The following is a 21,661-nucleotide window of genomic DNA, read 5'->3' on the forward strand; positions in this document are numbered from 1 at the left end:
GAGAAGTTATCCGCTAATCACAGCGTCTGCTCTTCATATTCGGGGAGTATTGAACGGATCAGTTGTCGGATATTGCCGCCCTGTTGCTGTAGCACGCTTTCCATCAAAATATCAAGCTGCGCTTTGAAAATTTCGTAATCGACGAGGCATCGCTTTGCAAGCATGATCTTGGGGTGATAAGTAGGTATCAGTTGCTCCGACTCTTTAAATAATTCTTCATGCATTTTTTCCCCGGGCCGCAGATTGGTGAATTCAATGGCAATTTCTTTATCAGGGATGAACCCGGAGAGTTCTATCATCTTCTTAGCCAGGTCAAGTATCCGGATGGGATTTCCCATATCGAATACAAAAATCTCGCCGCCATTTCCCATCACGCAGGCTTCCAGTACCAGCCTGCTCGCTTCGGGAATGGTCATAAAATAACGGGTTATATCCGGATGCGTGATGGTTACCGGCCCACCCTTTAATATCTGCTTCTTAAACAAAGGCACGACCGAGCCATTGGATCCCAATACATTCCCGAACCGGGTGGTAATAAACTGGGTGGCATGCTGCTGCTCCGATAGCGACTGAATATACATTTCTGCTATTCGCTTGGTGGCGCCCATAATATTGGTAGGATTTACAGCCTTATCGGTGGAGATCATAACAAATTTCCGGACGTTGTACCTCACCGAAATATCTGCCAGGTTAAACGTTCCCATGACATTGGTGAGAACCGCTTCGGCAGGAAAATACTCCATTATAGGCACATGCTTGTATGCCGCCGCATGAAATAAATAATCCGGCTTGTACCGGGCGACTATTTCCTCCATCCTTTTCCTGTCCCTCACCGATGCCAGTTCGATACAGAGATCGACACGCTCATTACTGTTGTGTAATTCGAATTCAAGATCGTGCAAACCAGATTCCGACTGATCCAGCAAAATAATCCGCTGGATATAATACCGGCAAAGCTGCCGGCACAGTTCACTTCCAATAGAGCCTGCCGCTCCGGAAACGAGCACTACGCTGTTGCTGAAGCACAAATCGGTCTTTTCATTCTGAAAACTGATCTCTTCACGTTCAAGCAGCGATTCAATCGTAAGCTCCCGCAGCTGGTTTACCCGGAAACCACCATTTTTCCATAGCTCCAACGGCGGCAGGGTGGTTATTTTTACCGATCTGCTGCCGCAGATCTCTGACAGCATCAACTTTTTTTCCGGTCGCAGATCGGGTCTGGCAATAATCAGTTCCTGTACTTTTTTCTCCCCCAACAACTTATCCAATGCTCTGCTGTCACATGGAAAGATAACCACTCTATCCAGCGTTTTATAGATCATGTCTGCATCATCATCAAGGAACGCCACTACTTTCAGCGGGTTTGCGCTATCGATTTCTATAGCTTTTTTGGCGGCAATGGCCAAAGTATCGGCTCCGTATATGATCACATTCCGGTTTGCTTTTCCGGCTTCGCGCTCCCCGTTGCGGTAAACCTCTTTTACCAGCAGGCGGAAACCTATCAGATGCGTGCACATGACAGATAGATTTACAAAGAGGAACGCCGGTGATATCACTTTAAAGAAACGCATGTTGGCCCAGATTAGTAACAATACCACCCATGCCGTTAAATGAGATAAGGCAAAAACAATTACCCGAAGTATGTCCTTTATCTCAGAATAACGGATAATGCCGCAATAGGTCTTAAAATAGAACGCAAAGCCGCAGCTCATGGTCATATTTACCATCAAGGCTCCTTTGAATGAAAGCAGCAGGTGTATATTTAGCTGGAGGTGTTTTATGGTAAAAACCGACAGGACAAATGACAGGAAGATGAGCATTTGTTCAATGCTGAAAATAATCCACCTCGGGGCAATAGTACGCAGCAACTTCGTTCTCATATACTTCTATTATACAACCATTCCCTGCAGAGCATTTCGCTTTTCCGCAACCTGGCAACGGTTATATGCGACACACGCAACAAAGACCAGCCGATTATGGAAAAATATTTCCGGAGGGAAATATTGAGCATATATACCTTGTTAAACCGTATTTTCAAGGGCATTATCCTCTTGATATAGAAGGTTTCCGGGTCGGCCACCTTTTCCAGCATGCGGCTTTCGTTATCGAAAATAAGCGAGGCGATATCCGTAATGCCCGGTTTTATTTTTAAGATCTGCCGCTGGTGGACGGTATACAGGTCAACATATTTTCTTACTTCCGGCCGCGGCCCTACCATGCTCATATCCCCTTTGAGCACATTGAATAACTGGGGTAATTCATCCAGCTTATATCTTCTCAGGAAGACGCCCATAGAAGTAATCAGGGGGTCCTTGTTACTTACCGTAATCTGTCGATTTCCGGCCGGGTGTCTATACATTGTTCGGAATTTCAAAAGCAAAAAGTCCTTCCCGCCCTTCCCTACCCGCCACTGCCGGAATAGAAAACCGCCCTTTGAATCCACGCTTACCAGTAATGCCAGCAGTAGGAGAACCGGACTTAACAACATAATACCAGTCGCTGCGATCAGGAAGTCGAACAGACGTCGCATTGAATGATGTTGTAATATGCCTGCTTTGCCGCGTATACAATGTATTCGACCTCGGCATCGCTTAATTGAGGATAAATGGGCAGGGAGATCTCAGTAGCAAAGTTCGCGTAGGAAACGGGGAAATCGGAAACCCGGTAACCCTTGTTATGGAAAAGGGTTAGCATCGGCAAAGGAATAAAATGCACGTTGACAGAAACCCCCTTTTTATAGATGAAATCTATCATTGCATCACGTTGGAATTCGGTTATATTGCTGATCCGCAATGGGAAAATATGATAAGATGATTCTTTGTCCGCCGTTCTTAAGGTAGGCATCCTTGCCCAGGAGTCGGTCCCAAGCGCCTCCGTGTAAAGTTCCGCTATTTTTTTCCGCCGGGGCAGCAGGTCAGTTCCGTATTTTCTTAATTGCGCGACGCCAACAGCGGCACAAATATCAGGCATATTGATCTTCATGCCTTCGCTGACAATATCGTACCGCCATTGATCACCCTGTTTTTTTTCATACGCATCCTTTGTCTGCCCGTTAAGGCTGTTCAATTTCATCCACCTGTAGAGCTCACTGTTGTCATACGGGGGAGGAAGGGACAGGCCGATAACGCCACCTTCCGCCGTCGTGACGTTCTTAACCGCATGGAATGAATATACGGCAATGTCGGCTTGCAGGCCTGCAGGGCCGTCATGATACAGGGCACCCAGCGAATGGGCAGCATCGGCCAGGAGCAATGGCCTGCCTAACTGCTCCTGGCGGCTATTGGCGGGAACGAACAAAGCCCGGATGGTGGACTCATGCAGCATGTTGCGAATGGATACATAGTCACAGGGCAATCCTGCAAAATCCACCGGGATGATGACCTTGGTCCTGGTGGTGACAACTCTTCTCAGCATCAGGGGATCCATGACAAAGTCCTCATCTACATCCACCATTACCGGTGTCGCACCGGTACGCAATACTACCAGCGCGGTGGCGGCATAAGTATAAGCGGGAATGATCACTTCGTCACCCGGGCCTACGCCCCACCATTTTAATACAAGTTGCGCACCCGAGGTCCAGGAATTGACGCAGATACATTCGGGCATCCCCGTATAAGTTCTCATCAATGATTCCAACTCTTTTACCCTGGGACCGGAAGTGATCCACCCACTGCGAAGTGTTTCAGTCACCTCCTTCAATACAGCCTCATCGATGAAAGGTGGAGAAAAAGGTATGTTCATAATATTTTTTTCAGCCCCCCTATAAAACCCATGCCATAAGCCAGGTGAAGGATGGGATATACCAGAAGGATATGTACCATAACAGTGCCCGACCGCTTGGATCTCAATACAAAGAATATGTCAAGGAGCAGGTATACCAGCAGGAAGACTGCCCATCCCGGATAAGCAAATACTAAAGGAAGTGAGAATACGTAGAGTACAAAACAGGACGGGATAATATGGCGCCACCGAAATCCCCGCTTCACTTTCTTTAAAACCAGCGGTTTGAATAAACCATATTCATAGTATTGGCGGAATAATTTCTTGTAGCTGGTCCTGGGAAAATACAATGACCGGATAGCGGGGTCTTGATAAATTTTCAGCCCGGATTTACATGCACGGTAATGAAATTCGTCATCCTGGTTACGCAGCATGGCTTCGTCAAACAGCCCTATTTGGTTAAAAACATTCCTTTTCCAGGCTCCCAGGTATACCGTATCGCTATACCCTTCATACCCTTCAAAATGAAATCCGCTGTTCCCGATACCAAATACAGTGGCAGTGGCATATGAAACTGCTTTTTGAAAATCGGTGGATCCCCCCGCCCGGATCGGCCCGCCCACGATAGGGGCCGCCGATTTCCGGAAAGCTTCCAGCACCTTTTCGAAATAGTCGGGCGCATATTCGGAATGTGCATCCAGTCTTATGATCACCTCTCCGTTTGCCGCGGCAATGGCCTTGTTTAACGCAAAAGGGACATAACGGTTCGGATTATCCAATAAGCGGATACCTTCATATTGTTCCTGCCAATAACGCACTACCTGCCGGGTGTTATCCGTAGACCCCCCGTCGACAAGTATGATCTCCTTCGCCCGGGGAGCCGCCTTGATAAAGAAATCCAACACCTTCCCGATGTATTTTTCTTCGTTATAAACAGGACAAATAACTGAAATCATACGATTACTTTGATTGCGGCGATGCCTTTACGCTGTCCATTATTTGGATGAAGCAAGCTGGCCAATGCATTTTAACAAACCCTCCTCCCTGGAGGCAATAGTGTACTTATTCAATACAAACTGCCGGATATCGGAAGGCTCGTGCCTGCAATTTTCCGCCTCGCTGATCCCCCTTACAATGGCTTCGGGACTCGTATCGTCCAGCAAGATGCCGAACTCGCCCACTACCTCCGGCAAAGCCCCATAACGGGAAACCAGCGGTATGCACCCTGCCTGCATGGCCTCCACCACGCTCAGGCCAAATGCCTCGTGGAGGGAGGGCTGAATATATACCCGGCTTTCTGAAAACAAGGTGTTTAGCTCTTCTTCGCTCACAAATCCCCTCAGCTCGACGTTGGCGCCAAGGTATCTCTTCAATAGCTGATGGCTGTCATCTTTCCATTGCCCCACCTGTATAAACAGGTAAGAAGGGAGCAGGGCGCCTGCGGCCAGGAAAGGTTCAATCCCCTTGCGCTTAAGGTTTTCTTTAAGCACATTTCCAACATTCAACGCCATTTTTTTTTTGGGCGTATCCGGAAAATGCCGGTCAGGTATTCCATGATAAACCATACTTATTTTCTCAGGCGTAATGCGAGCCCTCTCAACTGCTTCCTTGCTGGCATAATTGGAATTGCATATAAGACGGCTTGCTCTATGCAACAGGAAGTTGGTGATTATTCTCTTCCAGCCGTTTCGCTGGTTGCCGTAACCTGCCAGGGGAACATTGGCGGTATCATAACCACCCGTGATCAAGACCGAATGGGTGTGCTGCAAAGATGCAAAACAGACAGGCAGCAGGCTATGCCAGGATGCAAACCATGCGAATACCAGATCATTCCGGGATACGGCTCTCCAAATTGCAAACGGGTTCAGCCTGTATCTCCTCCGAAGATACAGCTCCTCCACTTCGTAATGACGGGACAATATATCCATGTCAATGCGAACAAAGGAAGTCATGGCATTGTGTACAAATAGAATTCGTTTGACAGCCACATTTTAAAAGTAAAGGGTTATCCGACAAGTACTTTTTCAAACCGGGCAAAATAGTTGTCCGGGCTTATTTCCCTCAGATCAGGAAAAACAAATGTTCTTTTATCGGCGCTTTTTATGGCGTCGATCATCGCGTGCAGATCACCCTGGGGTATTAACAGCCCCGCCAGGGATAATTCGCGGAACAATTCCTGCACTCCGCCTCCATCATAGGCATAAACAGGCACCCTGCAGGCATTCGATTCTATCATAATCCTGGAGAAGGGCTCGGGAAGTATAGATAACTGCAGGATAAGATCACATTTGGCCATTTCCGCTGTTACATTATAACAGAACCCGTTCAAATGAATATGGGAAGCATTGGGCAGGGAACTGGCAAACGCCTGCAGTCGCCGGAAATAAGCTTCATTTCCCGTGGTATTCCCATAACTGACGAATTCATACTCAGGGCCTGATAGCGCTTTGGCCAGATAAAGGAAATCCCAGTGTCCCTTCCATTCCGTATAACGGGCGAACATACCGATCCGCATCGGCTTTGAGAGTGGCTTAGACGGTAAGCCGGTTGCCTTCATCGGGTTATAAATTTTTACGGCTTTGTAGCCCAAGCTGGATGATAGTCTTTCTTTGACAGCATCCGATACTACAATAATCGAGTCCATTTTACTGGCAATATGGTTGAGCCCCCTTCCATATAAGCCGAAGACCTTGCGGGTATCAATGATATCATGGAGGTGCATTATTCTTTTGCAGGAAACGCCGCTTCCGACGGCTGATAGCAGCCAATGCGACACCATTGAATTGGAAACAATGACCAATGGCTGGTATTTTTTAAACAGTCCCTTCAATACTATCCGGTTTTTCCTCAATGACAGCCAGGTACGAAAGATGTTGACCAGCGATACCCTGCCATTTACCGTAAAAGAAAAATATTTGCTGAACCCCGGGAATACCTCTACCTGCAATTGCTGCCGGCTGAAGTATTCACTGATATTTTTATCACCCGAAGTGACGAAGACCGGCCGCCATCCATGTTCTTTCAGGATTGGAAGAATGAAGGTGTAGTTGGTCTCGGCTCCTCCAACAAAATCGCCATCAGTAAGGATCAGCAGGGTTTTTGTGTTCATATTCATACAGGTATGCCCCCACAAAAAAGTAATACACCGCCCAATGGAAGGATACAAATAAACCTTTGAATCCATGCAGGAACATTCTGTTCCGAAAATATACTTTCAAAAAAACATACACCGGCTTTATATATTGCAGCCTGAAGCTCCATTTCTTCCGTTGTTTCAGCAATTCTTTCAGCTCATACCTGAAATAACGGTCGTTTCGCAACCACCACGTGTGGATGGTCTTGAAGTCATCATGAATAAGTGCGTTATTGAGATAAATGTGCCTGCCCGGTACTTCCAGCTGAGCGTGCACTTCCTTATCGGGGTACCTGCCATAATTCCTATGGAATAACCTCGCTTGGTAATCAGGATAATTGACCCCCTTGCCCGGCAATTCGCCCCAGATCATATTCTTTCTCGGCATAAAGGCCATCTGCACATCATCCGGCACATTACCCAAAAACGCATCGATCTCCTTCAACAATCCGGGCTCTGGCAATTCGTCCGAATCAATAATAAAGACCCAGGGATGAGATGCTTGCGGGATGATCCAGTTCTTCTGACTAGCGGAATTGATGTATTTGTGCTGGAATACCATGGCATTGTTTGAAAATGCGATCTCCGGTGTATTATCGGTGCTGAAAGAATCACATACGATCACTTCATCGGCCCAGGGTACGACAATTTTCAGCAAGCGGTCGAGGTAATCGGCCGCATTGTACGTCGGGATGATCACTGTAAGGCCAATTTGTCTTTTCTCCATATAGCTTTGTTTTTATCTCCCACCTCTTCAAGTCGCCTGGCGCATTCGAACCCTGCAAGCAGCAACCCGAATATCCAGAACAGGTCAAGCCGGTTCAGGACTGCTTCAAAGAGAAAAAGCGTAACCAGGTAAATGAGACAGCCTGCCGCCCAGTCCCGTTGCCTGTAATGATGGTGTCGGAAGAAGGATCGCATCGGCTTATACACCCAGGGGACCAGAATTAGCAGTCCCATCAGGCCCAGGTTGACAAGTATTTCCAAATAACCATTGTGTACGTAGATAACCCTGCCGCTGCCGGATCCCAAAAAAGGCGATTTCATGAACTGTTTCCAGCCGTATTCAATCAGGATGGTCCTGGTATTGTCGGGTGACTGTTCTCCCGATAATGCATTACCTGTATCCTGGAAGCGTTCGACAATGGTATGGCCGAAAAAGAATATTCCGGATGCAGTCAACAGAGAGAAAAGCAGCAGTAATTTCCATTGCGGCCTTTTTCCTTCCCGGAAAATGATGTACAGGAGCGATAGGATGAGGGATATATAAGCCAGTCGCTTTAATGAAATAAATACACTGGCGGCAATGACGGCAAACAGGATAACTTTGATTGCTTTCGGCCATTTTTTGGAGTATAAGAAAATAAGCGAAATAGGCGTAAACCCATTTACAGTATTGGAATAAGATATGCCATAAGTGCGGCTATAAACAACTGCATCGTCATCCGGATTCAAGGGAGTGTTGTCCGAAAGTATAATGACCCCATCGGCGAAGCCGGCATAAGCCATTACCGCTGTCGTAGCAATTACAACGCAGATAACTATAAAAATAGTAGACAGCCTTTCCAGATCCGCCACCGTTTTGATGAACAAATAGGCCAACGCACACATCATGTAGACAGAAAACAATGTAAACGACCATATCCAGGCGCTCTGCACCTGATTGCCAGGCTGAAATGTCATCAGCAAACCAACCCCCAGCGCCAATAGCTGCAACGGATAATGTCGGATAAGATACCTGGAAATCTCAGGAAGCATCAATAGCGCGGTAACGCAGAGAATAATTGTACTTGGTTCAAGATCGCCGAAATAAGGAAAGTCGATTTGCCTTGAAAACATCAGCAGCACGCCCATCCAGAATAATAATTTGACCCGCCCCCCCAAAACGATCAGGCAGGCGCCGAGCAGTACAAATAATGCCAGGAATAATTTCAGTGTGTTCACCGGATGGTCCAGGGGCTCTCCGCCTCCTGCAAGTTTAGATATCAGCGCAGAAATATATCCTCATATTTTTTCAACATAGTTTCCTCGGTAAATATATCATTCATAGTACCGTTACCAGGGTTGAGAATGGGCATTTGATCCGAAAGCAGGTTTTGCATTGCTGCTGAAAGGGCCGTGGTTGTCGGTTCACAGAGAAGAACATTACCATGCCCGGCGATCTCCGGCATTCCGCCAACGTTGGTGGCAATTACCTTACAACCTGCCGCCATCGCTTCCAGAAGGGCAATGCCGAATGGCTCCTGCCTTGAAGGGATTACCGCCAGTGCGGCATGTTGCAGTAAAGACGTCACTTCCAATTGAGATGCCCTGCCATAAAGCCGCAATCTGCTCCGTATGCCTGTCTCAATAGCCAGCCGTTCCAGTGTTGATTTTTCCGGTCCGGTTCCGGCAATTACAAGGAGATATTGCTGTTGTATGGTTTCGGGTAATCTTGCAAATGCCTGAACCAGCATGTCAAACCCTTTTGCATGAACCAGCCGCCCCAGGGCGATAATATAGCCACTTTTTATGAGCCTGCTTTTACTCCCGGAAAACCGGAGAAAATCAATTCCATTATATACTACCTGCCCATTGAATTCCTTTTGACCCGGTATTTTTCCAGCCATATTCAGTAAATAACCGGAGCAGGCCGTAACCGCGTATGCATGCCGCAAACGGCGGCTTAATACATTTAGTTTGATCCTTTCGGGCAACGGCAAATTGCCTTTCCTCAGGACGTCACCATTATTTTCTCCCGTCTTGAAGAAGCGGAGGATATCATGTCCATGCAGGCTGATCACCCATTTATTTTTTATGAGCCATTTCTGAAGCAGGCCTATATACCAGATCTGCTGGCCGGGGAAATGAACGTTTATCACATCGGGTCTGAATCCGCGGATAAAATGCCACAGTTGAAAAAACCTGACTGGGAAAAGGATAATACTATAACAGGCGAGCAATGCCTCCCTTAATGAGCCAATGGATCTCACCGGGTGAAAAAAACGGTAACGGAGGACTGGTACATTTTCGATAATTTCAAAATGCGGCAGCGTTGTGGGCGTCCTGTCGGTAAGCACCTGTACGATATATCCCCTTTTCTGCAGGCCTGTCGCCAACTGCGATACGATCGTCTGCACCCCCCCTAAAACAGGCGCATAGGATGCCGACCAAAAAAGAATACGTTTTTGCATAAAGTTTGAAACAATTGTACAAACACCCCGGTCATCCACATATAACCAACCCCTATCGCCGGTAAGAACGCAAATAGCCTGTTTGCCCATCCTTTTATGCGCTTCAGCCTGATAATTGAATTGTGTACCGGCGAGATGAGAAAGTAGATCATCCGCGCTAAATCCCTCGCCGACCGAAAAGATCTTGGGTATACGGAATACATATCAGGCCATTGGCGGCGGACCAGGTAATAGGCCCTACCATACATAAAGTGCTGGTACAGCAGGCCCGTCCAGGTGGGCCTATGGCAATGGTACACGCAGATGCCAGGGACATAGAGGATTTTCCAACCGGCTTTAATGGCCCGCCAGTTATAATCAACATCCTCTCCACGAAACAAAGCAGTATTATAATCGCCCACCTGCTCAATCAACTCTTTTTTATAGGATGCGTTAACACCAGGCACCGTTCTCACCTCCTTTATGCTGCCGTACCAGGGAAATGTCACGGCGCCTGCCACGGTAAAAAGCAATCCCCGCCCGGAAGCGTCTACTACTTCACCCCCTATCACACCGGCATTGGGAAATTTCTCATGTGCTTCCTTCATTCGTTTTACCCAGTCCGGAAATGGACGTGCATCGTCATCCGTTTGCAGTACAATGGCGCCAGAACAATGAGACAGGCCAATATTGCGGCTGGCGGCAAGATTTATATTCTTTGTCTTAATATGTTTTAATCCGGGAAACCTAGCTCTCCAATACTCCACCGCAGCGAAACAATCATTGGGGCCGCCTCCGTTCACTACTACGATCTCATCCGGTGGTAGTTCCTGCTCCTCGATCAATGATTGCAGCGTGCCATAGATCAAATTGCCCCGGTTATAAGTGCATATCAGAACTGTTAGATTCATTTTAAAACCCTCCTGTGCCGGGCAGTTGTTTTATACGCCGCAACTGCGCCAGGTATTTATCGGCTACCACATCCCAGCTGAATTGTAATGATCTTTCTCTTGCCGCATGGGACCAATTATTTTCACGACGCTTGCTTTTACAATCGTTGATGAATTCCATGATCTGCCTGGAATCCGCACAGCTCACCGTCAACCCGATATCCGGGGTAATAAATTCTTTAAAGGCGGGGCAATCAGAGGTCAGCACTGGCAGACCGCATGCTATCGCTTCCAGCGCCGCCATCCCCATCGCTTCTGCTTCGCTCATCAGGCAAAAGAGATCGTACCGGGGCAAAACTTCATGAAGATTATTGACCGCCTGTTTTAATGCCACCACTTTTTCAAGATGGAGTTGCCTGATAAGCGACTGCAATGCATCTTTATAATGTCCATCTCCGTATATGTCATATTTATAATGCCTTCTGTCCTCTTCGGATAGTGACCCCAGCAATTTGATGATGTGATGGATCCCTTTTTGCTCGTCCAATGCAGCCGCGGTGATGATCTTTATATGGTCCGCATCATTCGCCGCCTGGTTGTCGGCAGGAACAAACAACTCCGTGTCCACCCCATTGTGGATGACAGTTATTTTCCGGTCACCAAGGTAGGGCATTGCTTCCCGTTTTACCATTTCGGAGACCGCAACAAATTCCATGGATGGAAACCGTCGGATCTGCTGGCGGATAAAACGATACCTGCCGGGCACTCCTGAAGCGAGTGTATGGAGAATATAAAGGAATTTATGGTGCGCAGGCAGTCGATGTTCGCCGTGATATAAGAAGTTCAATATGACAACATCCGGCTTGTCCATTCTCAACCATATTTTATAGAACCAGCTTGCCAGTAAAGACTGTAGGTACCTGACGGAAGGGACAGTACGTATTTTTATGCCGGGATGCCAGCGGCCCCAATTCACCGGACTGCGGGGAGCAGACCAGGAATAAATGGTTACCCTGACGCCCCGCCGGGCAAGTTTGTTGGCCAATGAATACGTACCCCGTTCAATTCCCCTATGCAGCCGGAAGAGGTAAGGGCTGATGACAACTATCCTTATCATTCCCTGATTTTCCATTGCTGCTGCATCAATACGCCGCCTCTTCCCTGGGCATGACCGAAGCCGGACTTATATTGATCAAAATTGATGACTTCCAAAAAGAGCACATCTTTTATTCCATCACAGTATCCGCCATTGATATTCAGATAGATGTCTATCCTGTATTTTCCGGACAACAGCGGGAATTTTTCAATATTGCATTCGACGACCCCTTCGCCGGGAAGATCGCGCAGGCATTTATGCGTCATCCTATTATTAAGGGACGTAATAAATCCACGGTTTTGGTTGGAAATATCGATTTCTATTTCCATGTCATATATATAGTCAACCTGGTGCGATTTGTAATAAAGCAGGAATGAAATGTCCGATCCTGATATAACGGTATTCGTCGCTTTATTGGTTTTATTGTCTACCAGTATAATATCGGAGAAAGTTACTTCCCCCTTGCCTGTCCTATCGACCCTCATATTTAGCGGCCTGCGCATATTATCGGTCGATTCGAGATATTCTTTAACCAAAGTCGCCGAATCGCCGTCACGTATCAATTTCCCGTTTTGCATTAGGATAGAGCGTTTGCACAGTGTCTGTATGGCTCCCAGGTCATGACTGATAAATAAGGTTGTCCTTCCCTGTGAGCTGACATCCTCCATTGTTCGTAGGCATTTCTTCTGAAAGTCGGCGTCCCCCACCGCTAATACCTCATCAACCATGATAATTTCCTGTTCAAGGTAAGCCGCCACGGAGAAACCGAGCCGGACTTTCATTCCGGAAGAATAAAACTTAAGTAATGTATCGACATGCTTTTCCACCCCGCTGAAATGAATGATCTGGTCCAGTTTCCTGTCGATCTCCCGTTTGGTCATGCCAAGTATAGTGCCATTCATATATATATTGTCGCGCCCGGTAAGGTCGGGATGAAAGCCGGTACCGATTTCCAGCAAGGATGAGATCCGGCCCCTTACCCGCGCTTCTCCGAAAGTTGGTTCCGTGATCTTGCTTAATATCTTAAGGATGGTGCTTTTGCCTGCGCCGTTATGCCCGATGATGCCCATTGCTTCCCCTTGCCTGACTTCAAAGGAAATATTGTCCAGTGCCCACAATATGTTCTTATCGGAGAGGTTTTCGAAATGATTCATGCTCCTCAGTTTCCGGAAATTGTCCAGTGGCGACCTGACGGCTGCCGAAAAATATCCGAAAAGGGTATCTGGCCGCTTCTCAACGCATCCAAGCCGGTAAAGCTTGGAAAGGTTTTCTACTCTGATGGCCCAGTCGCTCATTTTTTTTGCTTTGTATGTTATGCCATATCGGCAAATCCTCTTTCCATTCTCCGGAAATAAGCGGCAGAGAGTATGAACAGAACGATCGATACCCCGCAGCCAGTCGTTATCCAGTTCCACGGCATGGGATGATGGAGGAATATCGCCCTGAAACCTTCTACAACTCCTACCATGGGATTCAATACATACCATTTTTGCCATGCAAGGGGAATGGTATGGGTACTATAGACCACCGGTGCGAGGTACATCAGCAGCTGTATGATAAATGGCATTGCATGCTTTACATCCCGGTATTGCACGGACATAGCCGAGAAAAGCAGCCCCAGCGCCACTGAAACAATAAATAATATTATTAGCAATATCGGGAGAAAAATAAGCTCCCATCCGGGCGCTGCTTTGAAATAGAACAGCAGCACCACCAGCACCAGCAGCCCAATCGAAAAGTCCAGCCATTTACCAAGGGCCGACGCAAGTGGTATAAACATACGCGGGAAATATACTTTTGTTATAAGCAGGCTATTCTGAACCAGACTGACCGAAGCGTCTGTAATGGTACTGGAAAAATAGGTCCACGGTAAAATGGCTAAAAAGCTAAACAGCAGGTACGGTGCGCCATCGGATGATAATTTGGCAAAGTTTCCAAATACTACTGTAAAGATAAGAGTGGTAGCCAGTGGCTGAATAATGGCCCAGCTCACTCCCATAACGCTCTGTGCGTAGCGGGCACGAATGCCCCGTATTGTTAGAAAGTACAGTAAGTCCCGGTAGTGTGATAGCTCTTCCCAATCGATCCACCTCCAGCCGGGCGAACGTTTTATAAGCATTTCTCTATTGATGGACCCATATCTTGTATGCATAGCTATTTGTTTTTAAAGTTATTTACGATTCTCATAACCATTTGCCCGCTCGTATTTGCGTTTTTTTTTATCACTTCCTTTTTCGTATAGCCGTTTTTATGTCCATAGCGGAAGCCATTGTATCCATAACTATCCCAATAGTCAAGCCCTGGCGCTTTTCTAATCCGAATACCGTTGTAAATAATGCGCAGGTTGGCCATATTGCCCGTCTCTTTCAGCCCGTTCATGAATTTAATAAAACCATGATGCGTATAATTTTGCCTGATGACATACAGCGCAACACTGGAATAGGGGGCCAGTATTTTAGGGTCTGTTACCATGCCCACACAGGGGGAGTCAATAATAATTGTGTCAAACTCGTTCTTCAGACAGGACATCAGCATTGGAAGTTTCCCGTTCAGGATTAGTTCGGCCGGATTTGCCAGGAGCGTGCCTGCCGGAACAATCCACAGGTTGTCCACTTTATCGTATGGCTGACATATTTCAGCGAAGGTTGACCGCCCCATAAAAAAGTCACTGATACCATGATCATAAGCAATCCCCAGATAAGCGCACACTGCCGGACGGTAAAGATCGAATTCCACCAAGGCTGTTTTCCTTCCGGACAAAGCAAAGCTGATAGCCAGATTGATAGATACAAAACTTTTCCCTTCTTTTGGCACGGAAGAAGTCAACAGCAATACCCTGCCTTTTTCTTCGGATTGCAGCATATAATTAATGCCGGCCCTCAGCTCCCGGAATTGTTCCGCTATCAGTGTGCGGGTATCCTGCCCTATCACGACCACTTCTCCCGGGGGGGCAGATTCATAGATAATTTCCCCGATTATCGGGATGTCAGTCCCGCTTTCTATTTCCGATCTGTACAGGATACGGCTGTTGCCGAACTCTTTTTTGTGTATCCACAATCCAGCCACGAAAGCAGACAGCAAAATCCCTAATGCATAGATCACTATTGGCTGGGGCGTTTTCAGCCCATAGTCTTCCGATGGTTCGATAATGCTATAGTTCGGGGCAATGGCCGCGGAGGCGATGGCCGTCTCCTCCCGTTTTTGCAGCAAAAAAGTATAGAGATCATTCTTAATAGTTTGATTGCGGGTAATATCCAGCAACGACTTCTCTTTCGCAGGAATATTCTTCAGCGACCGGTCAAAATTGCCGTTATCGGTCTGCAATGATTTCCTGGAAGCCTGCAGGCTCATCCGGAGATTTCCAACGCTTTCCAGTATGCTGTGCCTTAGTTGTTCTATGCGATCTTTCAGCACTTTTACATGAGGGTTATTTCCACCGGATAAACTTTGCAGCTTTTCCAGCTCAAATTCATCCTGGAATAGTTGGCCCAGCAAAGTCACCAGCACCTGGTCGGACAGGCCAAGTGTGGCAGGCACAGGGTCATTGGCTTTATTGCGACTGGACACATATTGCTCTATCTGCTGCAATACATTCAACTGAACGTCTATTTCGCTGATCCGGCGGTCATTCTCTTTTACCTGTCCCAGGAATATCTGTCCTTCCGCAGCAAGGTCTGTAATGCCTTCCTTTGATTTGTAATTCTGCAAGGAAGTCTCCACTCCACTCAGGTCCTGCGCAACAAGACGAAGACGGTCATCGATAAAGTTAAGCGCTATATCAAGCTGCTTCCTTTTATTAGTGACATTGATGCCACCATAAAGATCGAGAAGCGTGCGCATGATCAGCACCCCGCGCCCTGCAATTTCATCAATGATACTGAGATCGAGAATGGGAGATTGCTTGCTTACTGGAGTTACCTGGAGCCTCTTCTTCAGTCGGAGGGTAGCATCCGGTAATGGCAATACCTTCAGGAACAGAGGCTCTTTTGCCCACGCTATTTCCTTATTGATGTGCCACCGGCATTTTCCCAGTATGGAGGTCACCGGCGTGTCCGCCAGGTAACGGGCGCCGTTAAACTCAACTTCATTCTTTTCCGGAATAATTTTTACTGCCCCTTCCACTGGTTGTATTATAGTTTCGGAGGCATACAACTCAAGGGTGACAGGAGGCAGGGGATACAGGGGAATGGTGTTCAAGCCTTTTTTTCCGCTCCATTGCACGTTTAATTTCAATTTGGAAACAACAGCTTGCAGCAACCCTCTGGATTGAATGATCTCTGTTTGCTTCTCTACCTCGGATATCTGGAAGCGCTGATCGGGGTGCGCAGTAGAAGGGGCCGGGTTGTTGTCCTTTTCCTGTGAATCATCATTCACCACTATTTGAGCGTGCGCCTCGTAAAACGGCGTGGCAAAACGCAAGTAGAAAAATGCCCCTGCCACCCCCGCTGCAAGGATGATTAGTATCCGCGGCCAATAGGGCCAGATGCGGAAAAGCACCTGCGACAACCGTCGTTTGCTTTCATCATCTGCAGTATCCAGAATAGTATTGCTTGCTGTAATGGCCACGGGCTTATTTCCTGGTAATGTTCACAATAGTCAGCAATAAAGAAAGGCTGGCCGCGCTGATAGTGATATACTGTGGTATACGCTCACGCGCAATGAAGGTGGAAGAGGCCGGCTCTACATAAACCACGTCATTTGTTTTCAGGTAATAGTAAGGGGAGTTAACGATGTCTTTTGAAAGGAGGTTCAACCGGCCGAAACTCCTGACTCCCTTGACTTCACGTAATACAAGGACATTCTCCCGTCGACCCAATATAAGCAGGTCCCCCGCCAGCCCTAATGCTTCCAATACAGTCAGGCGTTCATTGGGAATAGTAAAGCTGCCAGGATGACTCACCTCTCCCATAACGGTAACCCTGTAGTTGAGGAAACGGACATTGACAACGGGGTTCTTTGTATAATCTTTCAGCTTCTCTGTCAAAACGCTCTCCAGCTGCAGGCGTGTGAGCCCTTCTGCCTTTACTTTATCAAGGAAGGGCAATTTAATAGTACCATCGGCTTCCACGAGGTACCCCAATGCCTGAACGGTTGCATTGGAAGTAATGGGGTTTACATTGCTGCCCTGGACAATGCCACTTCCTGAATTGAGCAGTACCAGATCTTCCAGGTTGGTGCCGCCGACGGTAATCCACAGCTGATCATTTTTTTGTATCAATGATTCGAACGCATAGATGCCGGTTGATATACTACCGGCCGAGGTGTCTTTCAGGTCGTACATATACACCATTTTCCGGGGGCCGGTGCAGGAAGCCATGCAAGCCAGGATCATTAACAAGATGACCAGTTCTCTGGGAATAATAGAATGCATGGGAGTATAGGTATTTTTATAACTTTTTTTCAAAGCTTCGCTTTCCTGAGTCACATGGAATATGTCCAGGCAAATAATTTATTTACACGTCCATGACCGTTTCTTTTTGCGTTATAAGCATTTTCCGAGGTGAGATGGGGATACAATCAATTATACTGATCAATACTTCGTCTTCATGGGTTGAGTAAACCACTGAGAATCAATAAGGAAGATACTGGGAAAGGAATAGTTTGACCTAGAAGATACTGAATTATCAGAGAGTCAATATTCTTCAAATTACAATAAAAAAGATATATTCGGAAATATTTTGCCCTAATTTTTTCTGCACATCGCTGTCTCCCCCCTGATCAAAAATTCACAAATATGGGCAAAGCGCTTTTCCTAAAAGTTTTAAGCCAACCCCCTATGAATTAATTTCAAGCTTATATCCTTTGCCTCGTACAACAACAATTTTGATGTTTGGATCAAGTTCCAATTTTTTTCTAAGTTTTGATATGAACATATCCAGACTGCGCCCCACAATAACACCCTCATCCTCCCATATCTCTTTTTGAAGCCGGCTTCTCTCTATAGTCTCGTTAGGAGACAATGCGAGAATCAGGAGCACGCGGGTTTCAGTTCCGGTCAAGTCTATCGCCTTTCCATTCATGATGAGCTTACGATTCTTCGCATCAAACAAAACGGCGCCCAAAGTAATCATATCCGTATCCTGAGCCTTCTCAGGTAAAGCTGCTTCCGGCTTAGCAGATCTAAAAAAAAGGAAGCCAACAAATGCTAAAAATGGCAGGCTGCCCAAAAGAATCCAGCTTTTGGCCGTATTTACGGTCAACTTTTTAAATTTAACGTTAATCATGTAACATCCTGTGGGCTGCTTTCTTCCTCCACAGGTTATAATATCATCTTTTTTATTTTTTGATATAGCGTATCCATAAACTACCCTGGCGTTGCCGCAGTTCAGCACGTTGACAACATAATCGCCTGCGAGAGGGTCCTGGGCCAGTAAACGCCGGCTAATATTGACCAGGGAGTCCGGTCGAAAAGTAAGATTATTCTCAAAACTGATCCGGTATTCATTTTCTGCAGTCTTATCCACCGGGAGCACCCTTGACACACTGTCGCCCGACTGTAAAAGTAGTTCATGTCCGATCCGGCGGAGTAAAACTTCCCTTCTGGAAATATCAAAATTGTCACCATCCTCCATTCTGAGAGCTACACAGATTATGGAGATAAACATGAGGAGTATCGATCCGAACAGGTATTTGCGTTTTCCGAAGAGGAAATTTCGGCTAAGATGCATAGTGTCAATATTTTATTTACAAAGGTTACATTTTTATTTACAATCCAAATCCCCCGCGTTGAAAGGTATCAAAGTAATTTCACGGGGTCAGGAATGCACTGCATTGACCGCTATTTGATCGTGCAATATTACCTATATAAAATAAGTAAATTATGAAATATGTGTATGTATGTGTTTTTTTCTTAATGTCCGTTTTTTTTCACACTTCCTGTGGACAAAACCAAACAAACGTACCACAAGATAATATCAAGTCCAAAAGAGCTAATTACTCCGAGTCTCAGCTTAAAGAGGCGGAAACCACCAAGGTGCCTATGGGTATGGTTCGGCATGTAAGGCAAGCCAGGAACGGAGACATTTTGATTGCTTCTTTCTTAAGCGTGTTTCGATACGATGGAACATCTTTCACCAATCTGACAGGTAAAATAATTTCGCCCCGCTTCTCCAGCTTCTGGGATGTCCTGGAAGATCGAAAAGGAAATCTTTGGTTCGCTTCCGTTGGTTCCGGAGTTTATAAATACGATGGGAAAACCTTTCAGCATTTCACAACCAGGGAGGGGCTTGCCAGCGACGTGGTGCAGTCCATTTATGAAGATAGAGCAGGTAATATCTGGTTCGGAGCAAGCCGTTACGATGGGAATTCGTTTCGAAATTTTACCATAAAAGATGGATTTCCCAGTAACAATATTCGTTTACTTCTTGAAGATAACACCGGCAAGCTTTGGTTTGGTGCACAAGGAGAAGAGATGTTCGTTTATGATGGGAAAACATTTACCGTTTTAAAAAACGAAGATGGCAAAGCGTTTACCAACGTTTGGTCGATAATCGAAGATAAAAAGGGAAACATTTGGTTCGGTGGCAATGGCTATGACCTTTCTGGCTATGGCCTTTGGCGCTATGACGGCAGCACCTTTACCAAGGTGTCGCAGAGGGGGGCGTATGCAATAATCGAAGATAAAAAAGGAAACATCTGGACTACCGGTGAGGTAAATCCTAATGCGAAGGTCTGGGCACTTTCACGTTATGATGCAAAGTCCTTGTACGATAGAATGCCCACTGTAACAGAAATCAGGTCGGGGGGAAGAATGGGTTTTTTGGGGATATTGGAAGCTAACGATGGAAGTATTTGGTATGGATCTGGAGATGGGGTGCATCGTTATGATGGAAAGACCTTTACAGACTTTAGAAGTAAGGCCGGTCAGTAATAAGGTGTATCGCTGATTTTAAGATCATTTGTCAATTATTATTAATCAATATCATTTCTGTAGTATGAATAACAACCTATATGCCACCTGCTTAATTTTAATTATTGCTCCTTTATTCTTCGGTTGTGGTGCACCTGTAACAGGGGAAAATAAAAATGCATCGGCAAGTTCCATATCCTTGCATATTGGGGACGAAAAATACTTTATAATAGATACGAAGGAAAGTGTAGTAGCATGGAAAGGTTCAAGTGTTCCTGGGAACCATGAAGGGTACGCCTATATATCTAAAGGAGAATTGATGATTGAAAACGGTCAATTGATGGGTGGCACCGTTGAAATAGAAATGAACAAAATTGAGGGCCATGACCACTCGAGAGATAATGGCCTTATTAATCACTTAAAAGGTCCTGATTTCTTTGATGTTAAAAAATTCCCGTTTTCTACAATTGCCATTTCCAGCGTTGCATCAATAAATGTGGAAGATAAAGAGATCACTGGGAACCTGACCATTAAAGGTATCACACACCCCGTTACCTTTCCGGTCAAAATGGAAATGAAAGACGGAATTGTCAAAGCCAGTGGTAAGCTGGTCATTGATCGAACACTATGGGATGTCCGATATAAATCAGGAAAGTTCTTTGATAATTTAAAGGATCAGGCTATTGCGGATTCCATTGAATTCAATATAAAGGTTGTAGCAAAAAAATAGACATCAAAAAGAAGTTATGAAATACGCACACGTATATGCATTGTTGCTGCTGTTTGTTTTTCACGCCTCCTGCGGACAAAACCAAACAAAAGTACCACAAGATAATTTCAGTAAAGAACACAATGGCCTCTCTGAGTCTCAGCTTAAAGAGGCGACCACCTCCAAAGTGCCTATCAGTATGGTTCGGAAGATAAAGCAAGATAGAAACGGAAACATTTTGATTGCTGCATCATGGGGTGGTGTTTTTCGATACGATGGAAAATCGTTTACTAATCTCACAAGTAGTAAAATAGGTTGGCACAGATTCTGGGATGTCCTGGAAGATCGAGGCGGAAACCTTTGGTTCGCTTCCACTGATTCCGGAGTTTATGGTTACAATGGGAAAACATTTCGACATTTTACAACCAGGGAGGGACTTGCTAATAATGCGGTTATGTGTATTTACGAAGATAAAGCCGGCATTATTTGGTTCGCCACTGGAGGAGGTGGAGCAAGCCGTTACGATGGGAAATCTTTTCAAAATTTTACAACTAAAGAAGGACTTTCCAGTAATGATCTTACTACTATCATGGAAGACAACACCGGGAAATTATGGTTTGGAACAAGGGGCGAGCCTTTTTTTTATGACGGAAAAACATTTACCGTTCTAAAAAACAAAGATGGTAAAGGGTTTAACAACGTTTGGTCAATAATCGAAGATAAAAAAGGAATCATTTGGTTCGGTGACGTTGATGGGCTTTGGCGCTATGACGGCAGAACCTTTACTAAGGTATCGCAGAGGGGGGCTTTTGCAATAATAGAAGATAAAAAAGGAAACATCTGGACTACAGGTGAAGTAAATCCGAAGGTCTGGGCACTTTCACGTTATGATGCAAAGTCCTTGTACAATAAAATGCCCATTGTAACCGAAATCATGTCAGGACCACCAGCTTTTTTGGGACTTTTGGAAGCTAACGATGGCAGTATTTGGTTTGGATCTGGAGGTGGGGTGCATCGTTATGATGGAAAGACCATCACGGACTTTAAAAGTGCAGGCGGTCAAAAATAATATGTATTGCTGATTTTAAATCTTCAAAAACGTTTAATATAAT

At 45.9% G+C, this 21,661-nt stretch carries 19 protein-coding genes; 3 read left to right on the top strand and 16 right to left on the bottom strand.

Features of this window, described 5'->3' with window-relative positions; translation table 11 throughout:
- Window positions 1–17: 17 nt before the first annotated feature.
- From Q4E93_RS02290 to Q4E93_RS02365, 16 genes are all read right to left on the bottom strand, one after another.
- On the bottom strand, window positions 18–1,880 hold the full coding sequence (locus Q4E93_RS02290) for a polysaccharide biosynthesis protein (protein ID WP_303582468.1): 1,863 nt from the start codon (window positions 1,878–1,880) through the stop codon (window positions 18–20).
- Window positions 1,877–2,530, bottom strand: coding sequence for a sugar transferase (locus Q4E93_RS02295; protein WP_368501848.1), 654 nt, complete (start codon window positions 2,528–2,530; stop codon window positions 1,877–1,879). Before Q4E93_RS02295 ends, Q4E93_RS02290 begins: the two co-directional genes overlap by 4 nt.
- Complete coding sequence (locus tag Q4E93_RS02300; RefSeq protein ID WP_303582469.1) at window positions 2,506–3,741, bottom strand: DegT/DnrJ/EryC1/StrS family aminotransferase; 1,236 nt, start codon at window positions 3,739–3,741, stop codon at window positions 2,506–2,508. The genes Q4E93_RS02295 and Q4E93_RS02300 overlap by 25 nt, the downstream gene beginning before the upstream one ends.
- Window positions 3,738–4,676, bottom strand: a complete 939-nt coding sequence (locus Q4E93_RS02305; RefSeq protein WP_303582470.1) for a glycosyltransferase family 2 protein — start codon at window positions 4,674–4,676, stop codon at window positions 3,738–3,740. Before Q4E93_RS02305 ends, Q4E93_RS02300 begins: the two co-directional genes overlap by 4 nt.
- Window positions 4,677–4,715: 39 nt before the next feature.
- Window positions 4,716–5,708, bottom strand: coding sequence for a glycosyltransferase family 4 protein (locus tag Q4E93_RS02310; protein ID WP_303582471.1), 993 nt, complete (start codon window positions 5,706–5,708; stop codon window positions 4,716–4,718).
- Between the two features lie 17 nt (window positions 5,709–5,725).
- Window positions 5,726–6,829: a glycosyltransferase gene (locus Q4E93_RS02315; protein WP_303582472.1), complete on the bottom strand. Its 1,104-nt coding sequence runs from the start codon at window positions 6,827–6,829 to the stop codon at window positions 5,726–5,728.
- Entirely contained in the window at window positions 6,798–7,580 is a 783-nt protein-coding gene (locus Q4E93_RS02320; protein WP_303582473.1) for a glycosyltransferase family 2 protein, read from the bottom strand. Before Q4E93_RS02320 ends, Q4E93_RS02315 begins: the two co-directional genes overlap by 32 nt.
- Complete coding sequence (locus Q4E93_RS02325) at window positions 7,550–8,611, bottom strand: O-antigen ligase family protein (RefSeq protein WP_303582474.1); 1,062 nt, start codon at window positions 8,609–8,611, stop codon at window positions 7,550–7,552. Before Q4E93_RS02325 ends, Q4E93_RS02320 begins: the two co-directional genes overlap by 31 nt.
- A gap of 227 nt (window positions 8,612–8,838) precedes the next feature.
- Window positions 8,839–10,026, bottom strand: coding sequence for a glycosyltransferase family 4 protein (locus Q4E93_RS02330; protein ID WP_303582475.1), 1,188 nt, complete (start codon window positions 10,024–10,026; stop codon window positions 8,839–8,841).
- Window positions 9,978–10,916 carry a glycosyltransferase family 2 protein gene (locus Q4E93_RS02335; RefSeq protein WP_303582476.1) on the bottom strand — a complete coding sequence of 313 codons (939 nt, stop codon included), beginning with the start codon at window positions 10,914–10,916 and terminating at the stop codon, window positions 9,978–9,980. Before Q4E93_RS02335 ends, Q4E93_RS02330 begins: the two co-directional genes overlap by 49 nt.
- A gap of 1 nt (window position 10,917) precedes the next feature.
- Window positions 10,918–12,012: a glycosyltransferase family 4 protein gene (locus Q4E93_RS02340; RefSeq protein WP_303582477.1), complete on the bottom strand. Its 1,095-nt coding sequence runs from the start codon at window positions 12,010–12,012 to the stop codon at window positions 10,918–10,920.
- Window positions 12,009–13,145, bottom strand: a complete 1,137-nt coding sequence (locus Q4E93_RS02345) for an ABC transporter ATP-binding protein (protein WP_303582478.1) — start codon at window positions 13,143–13,145, stop codon at window positions 12,009–12,011. The genes Q4E93_RS02340 and Q4E93_RS02345 overlap by 4 nt, the downstream gene beginning before the upstream one ends.
- 158 nt (window positions 13,146–13,303) lie before the next feature.
- On the bottom strand, window positions 13,304–14,143 hold the full coding sequence (locus tag Q4E93_RS02350) for an ABC transporter permease (RefSeq protein ID WP_303582479.1): 840 nt from the start codon (window positions 14,141–14,143) through the stop codon (window positions 13,304–13,306).
- A 2-nt stretch (window positions 14,144–14,145) separates the two neighbouring features.
- Window positions 14,146–16,557, bottom strand: coding sequence for a GumC family protein (locus tag Q4E93_RS02355; protein WP_303582480.1), 2,412 nt, complete (start codon window positions 16,555–16,557; stop codon window positions 14,146–14,148).
- 4 nt (window positions 16,558–16,561) lie between these two features.
- Complete coding sequence (locus Q4E93_RS02360) at window positions 16,562–17,362, bottom strand: polysaccharide biosynthesis/export family protein (protein ID WP_303582481.1); 801 nt, start codon at window positions 17,360–17,362, stop codon at window positions 16,562–16,564.
- 403 nt (window positions 17,363–17,765) lie between these two features.
- On the bottom strand, window positions 17,766–18,659 hold the full coding sequence (locus tag Q4E93_RS02365) for a winged helix-turn-helix domain-containing protein (protein WP_303582482.1): 894 nt from the start codon (window positions 18,657–18,659) through the stop codon (window positions 17,766–17,768).
- Window positions 18,660–18,811: 152 nt separating this feature from the next.
- On the opposite strand from Q4E93_RS02365, the gene Q4E93_RS02370 reads away from it, so the two are divergent.
- The 3 genes from Q4E93_RS02370 to Q4E93_RS02380 all read left to right on the top strand — a co-directional run bounded on the left by Q4E93_RS02370 (window position 18,812) and on the right by Q4E93_RS02380 (window position 21,618).
- A complete protein-coding gene (locus Q4E93_RS02370) occupies window positions 18,812–19,861 on the top strand; it encodes a ligand-binding sensor domain-containing protein (protein WP_303582483.1) in 1,050 nt (349 codons plus the stop codon).
- Between the two features lie 64 nt (window positions 19,862–19,925).
- Window positions 19,926–20,570 carry a YceI family protein gene (locus Q4E93_RS02375; protein WP_303582484.1) on the top strand — a complete coding sequence of 215 codons (645 nt, stop codon included), beginning with the start codon at window positions 19,926–19,928 and terminating at the stop codon, window positions 20,568–20,570.
- A 16-nt stretch (window positions 20,571–20,586) separates the two neighbouring features.
- Entirely contained in the window at window positions 20,587–21,618 is a 1,032-nt protein-coding gene (locus tag Q4E93_RS02380; RefSeq protein ID WP_303582485.1) for a ligand-binding sensor domain-containing protein, read from the top strand.
- Window positions 21,619–21,661: the final 43 nt, after the last annotated feature.

The sequence above is a fragment of the Flavitalea plasmicola genome, assembly GCF_030546645.1.
In the GTDB taxonomy this organism is placed as follows: Bacteria; Bacteroidota; Bacteroidia; order Chitinophagales; family Chitinophagaceae; genus Puia.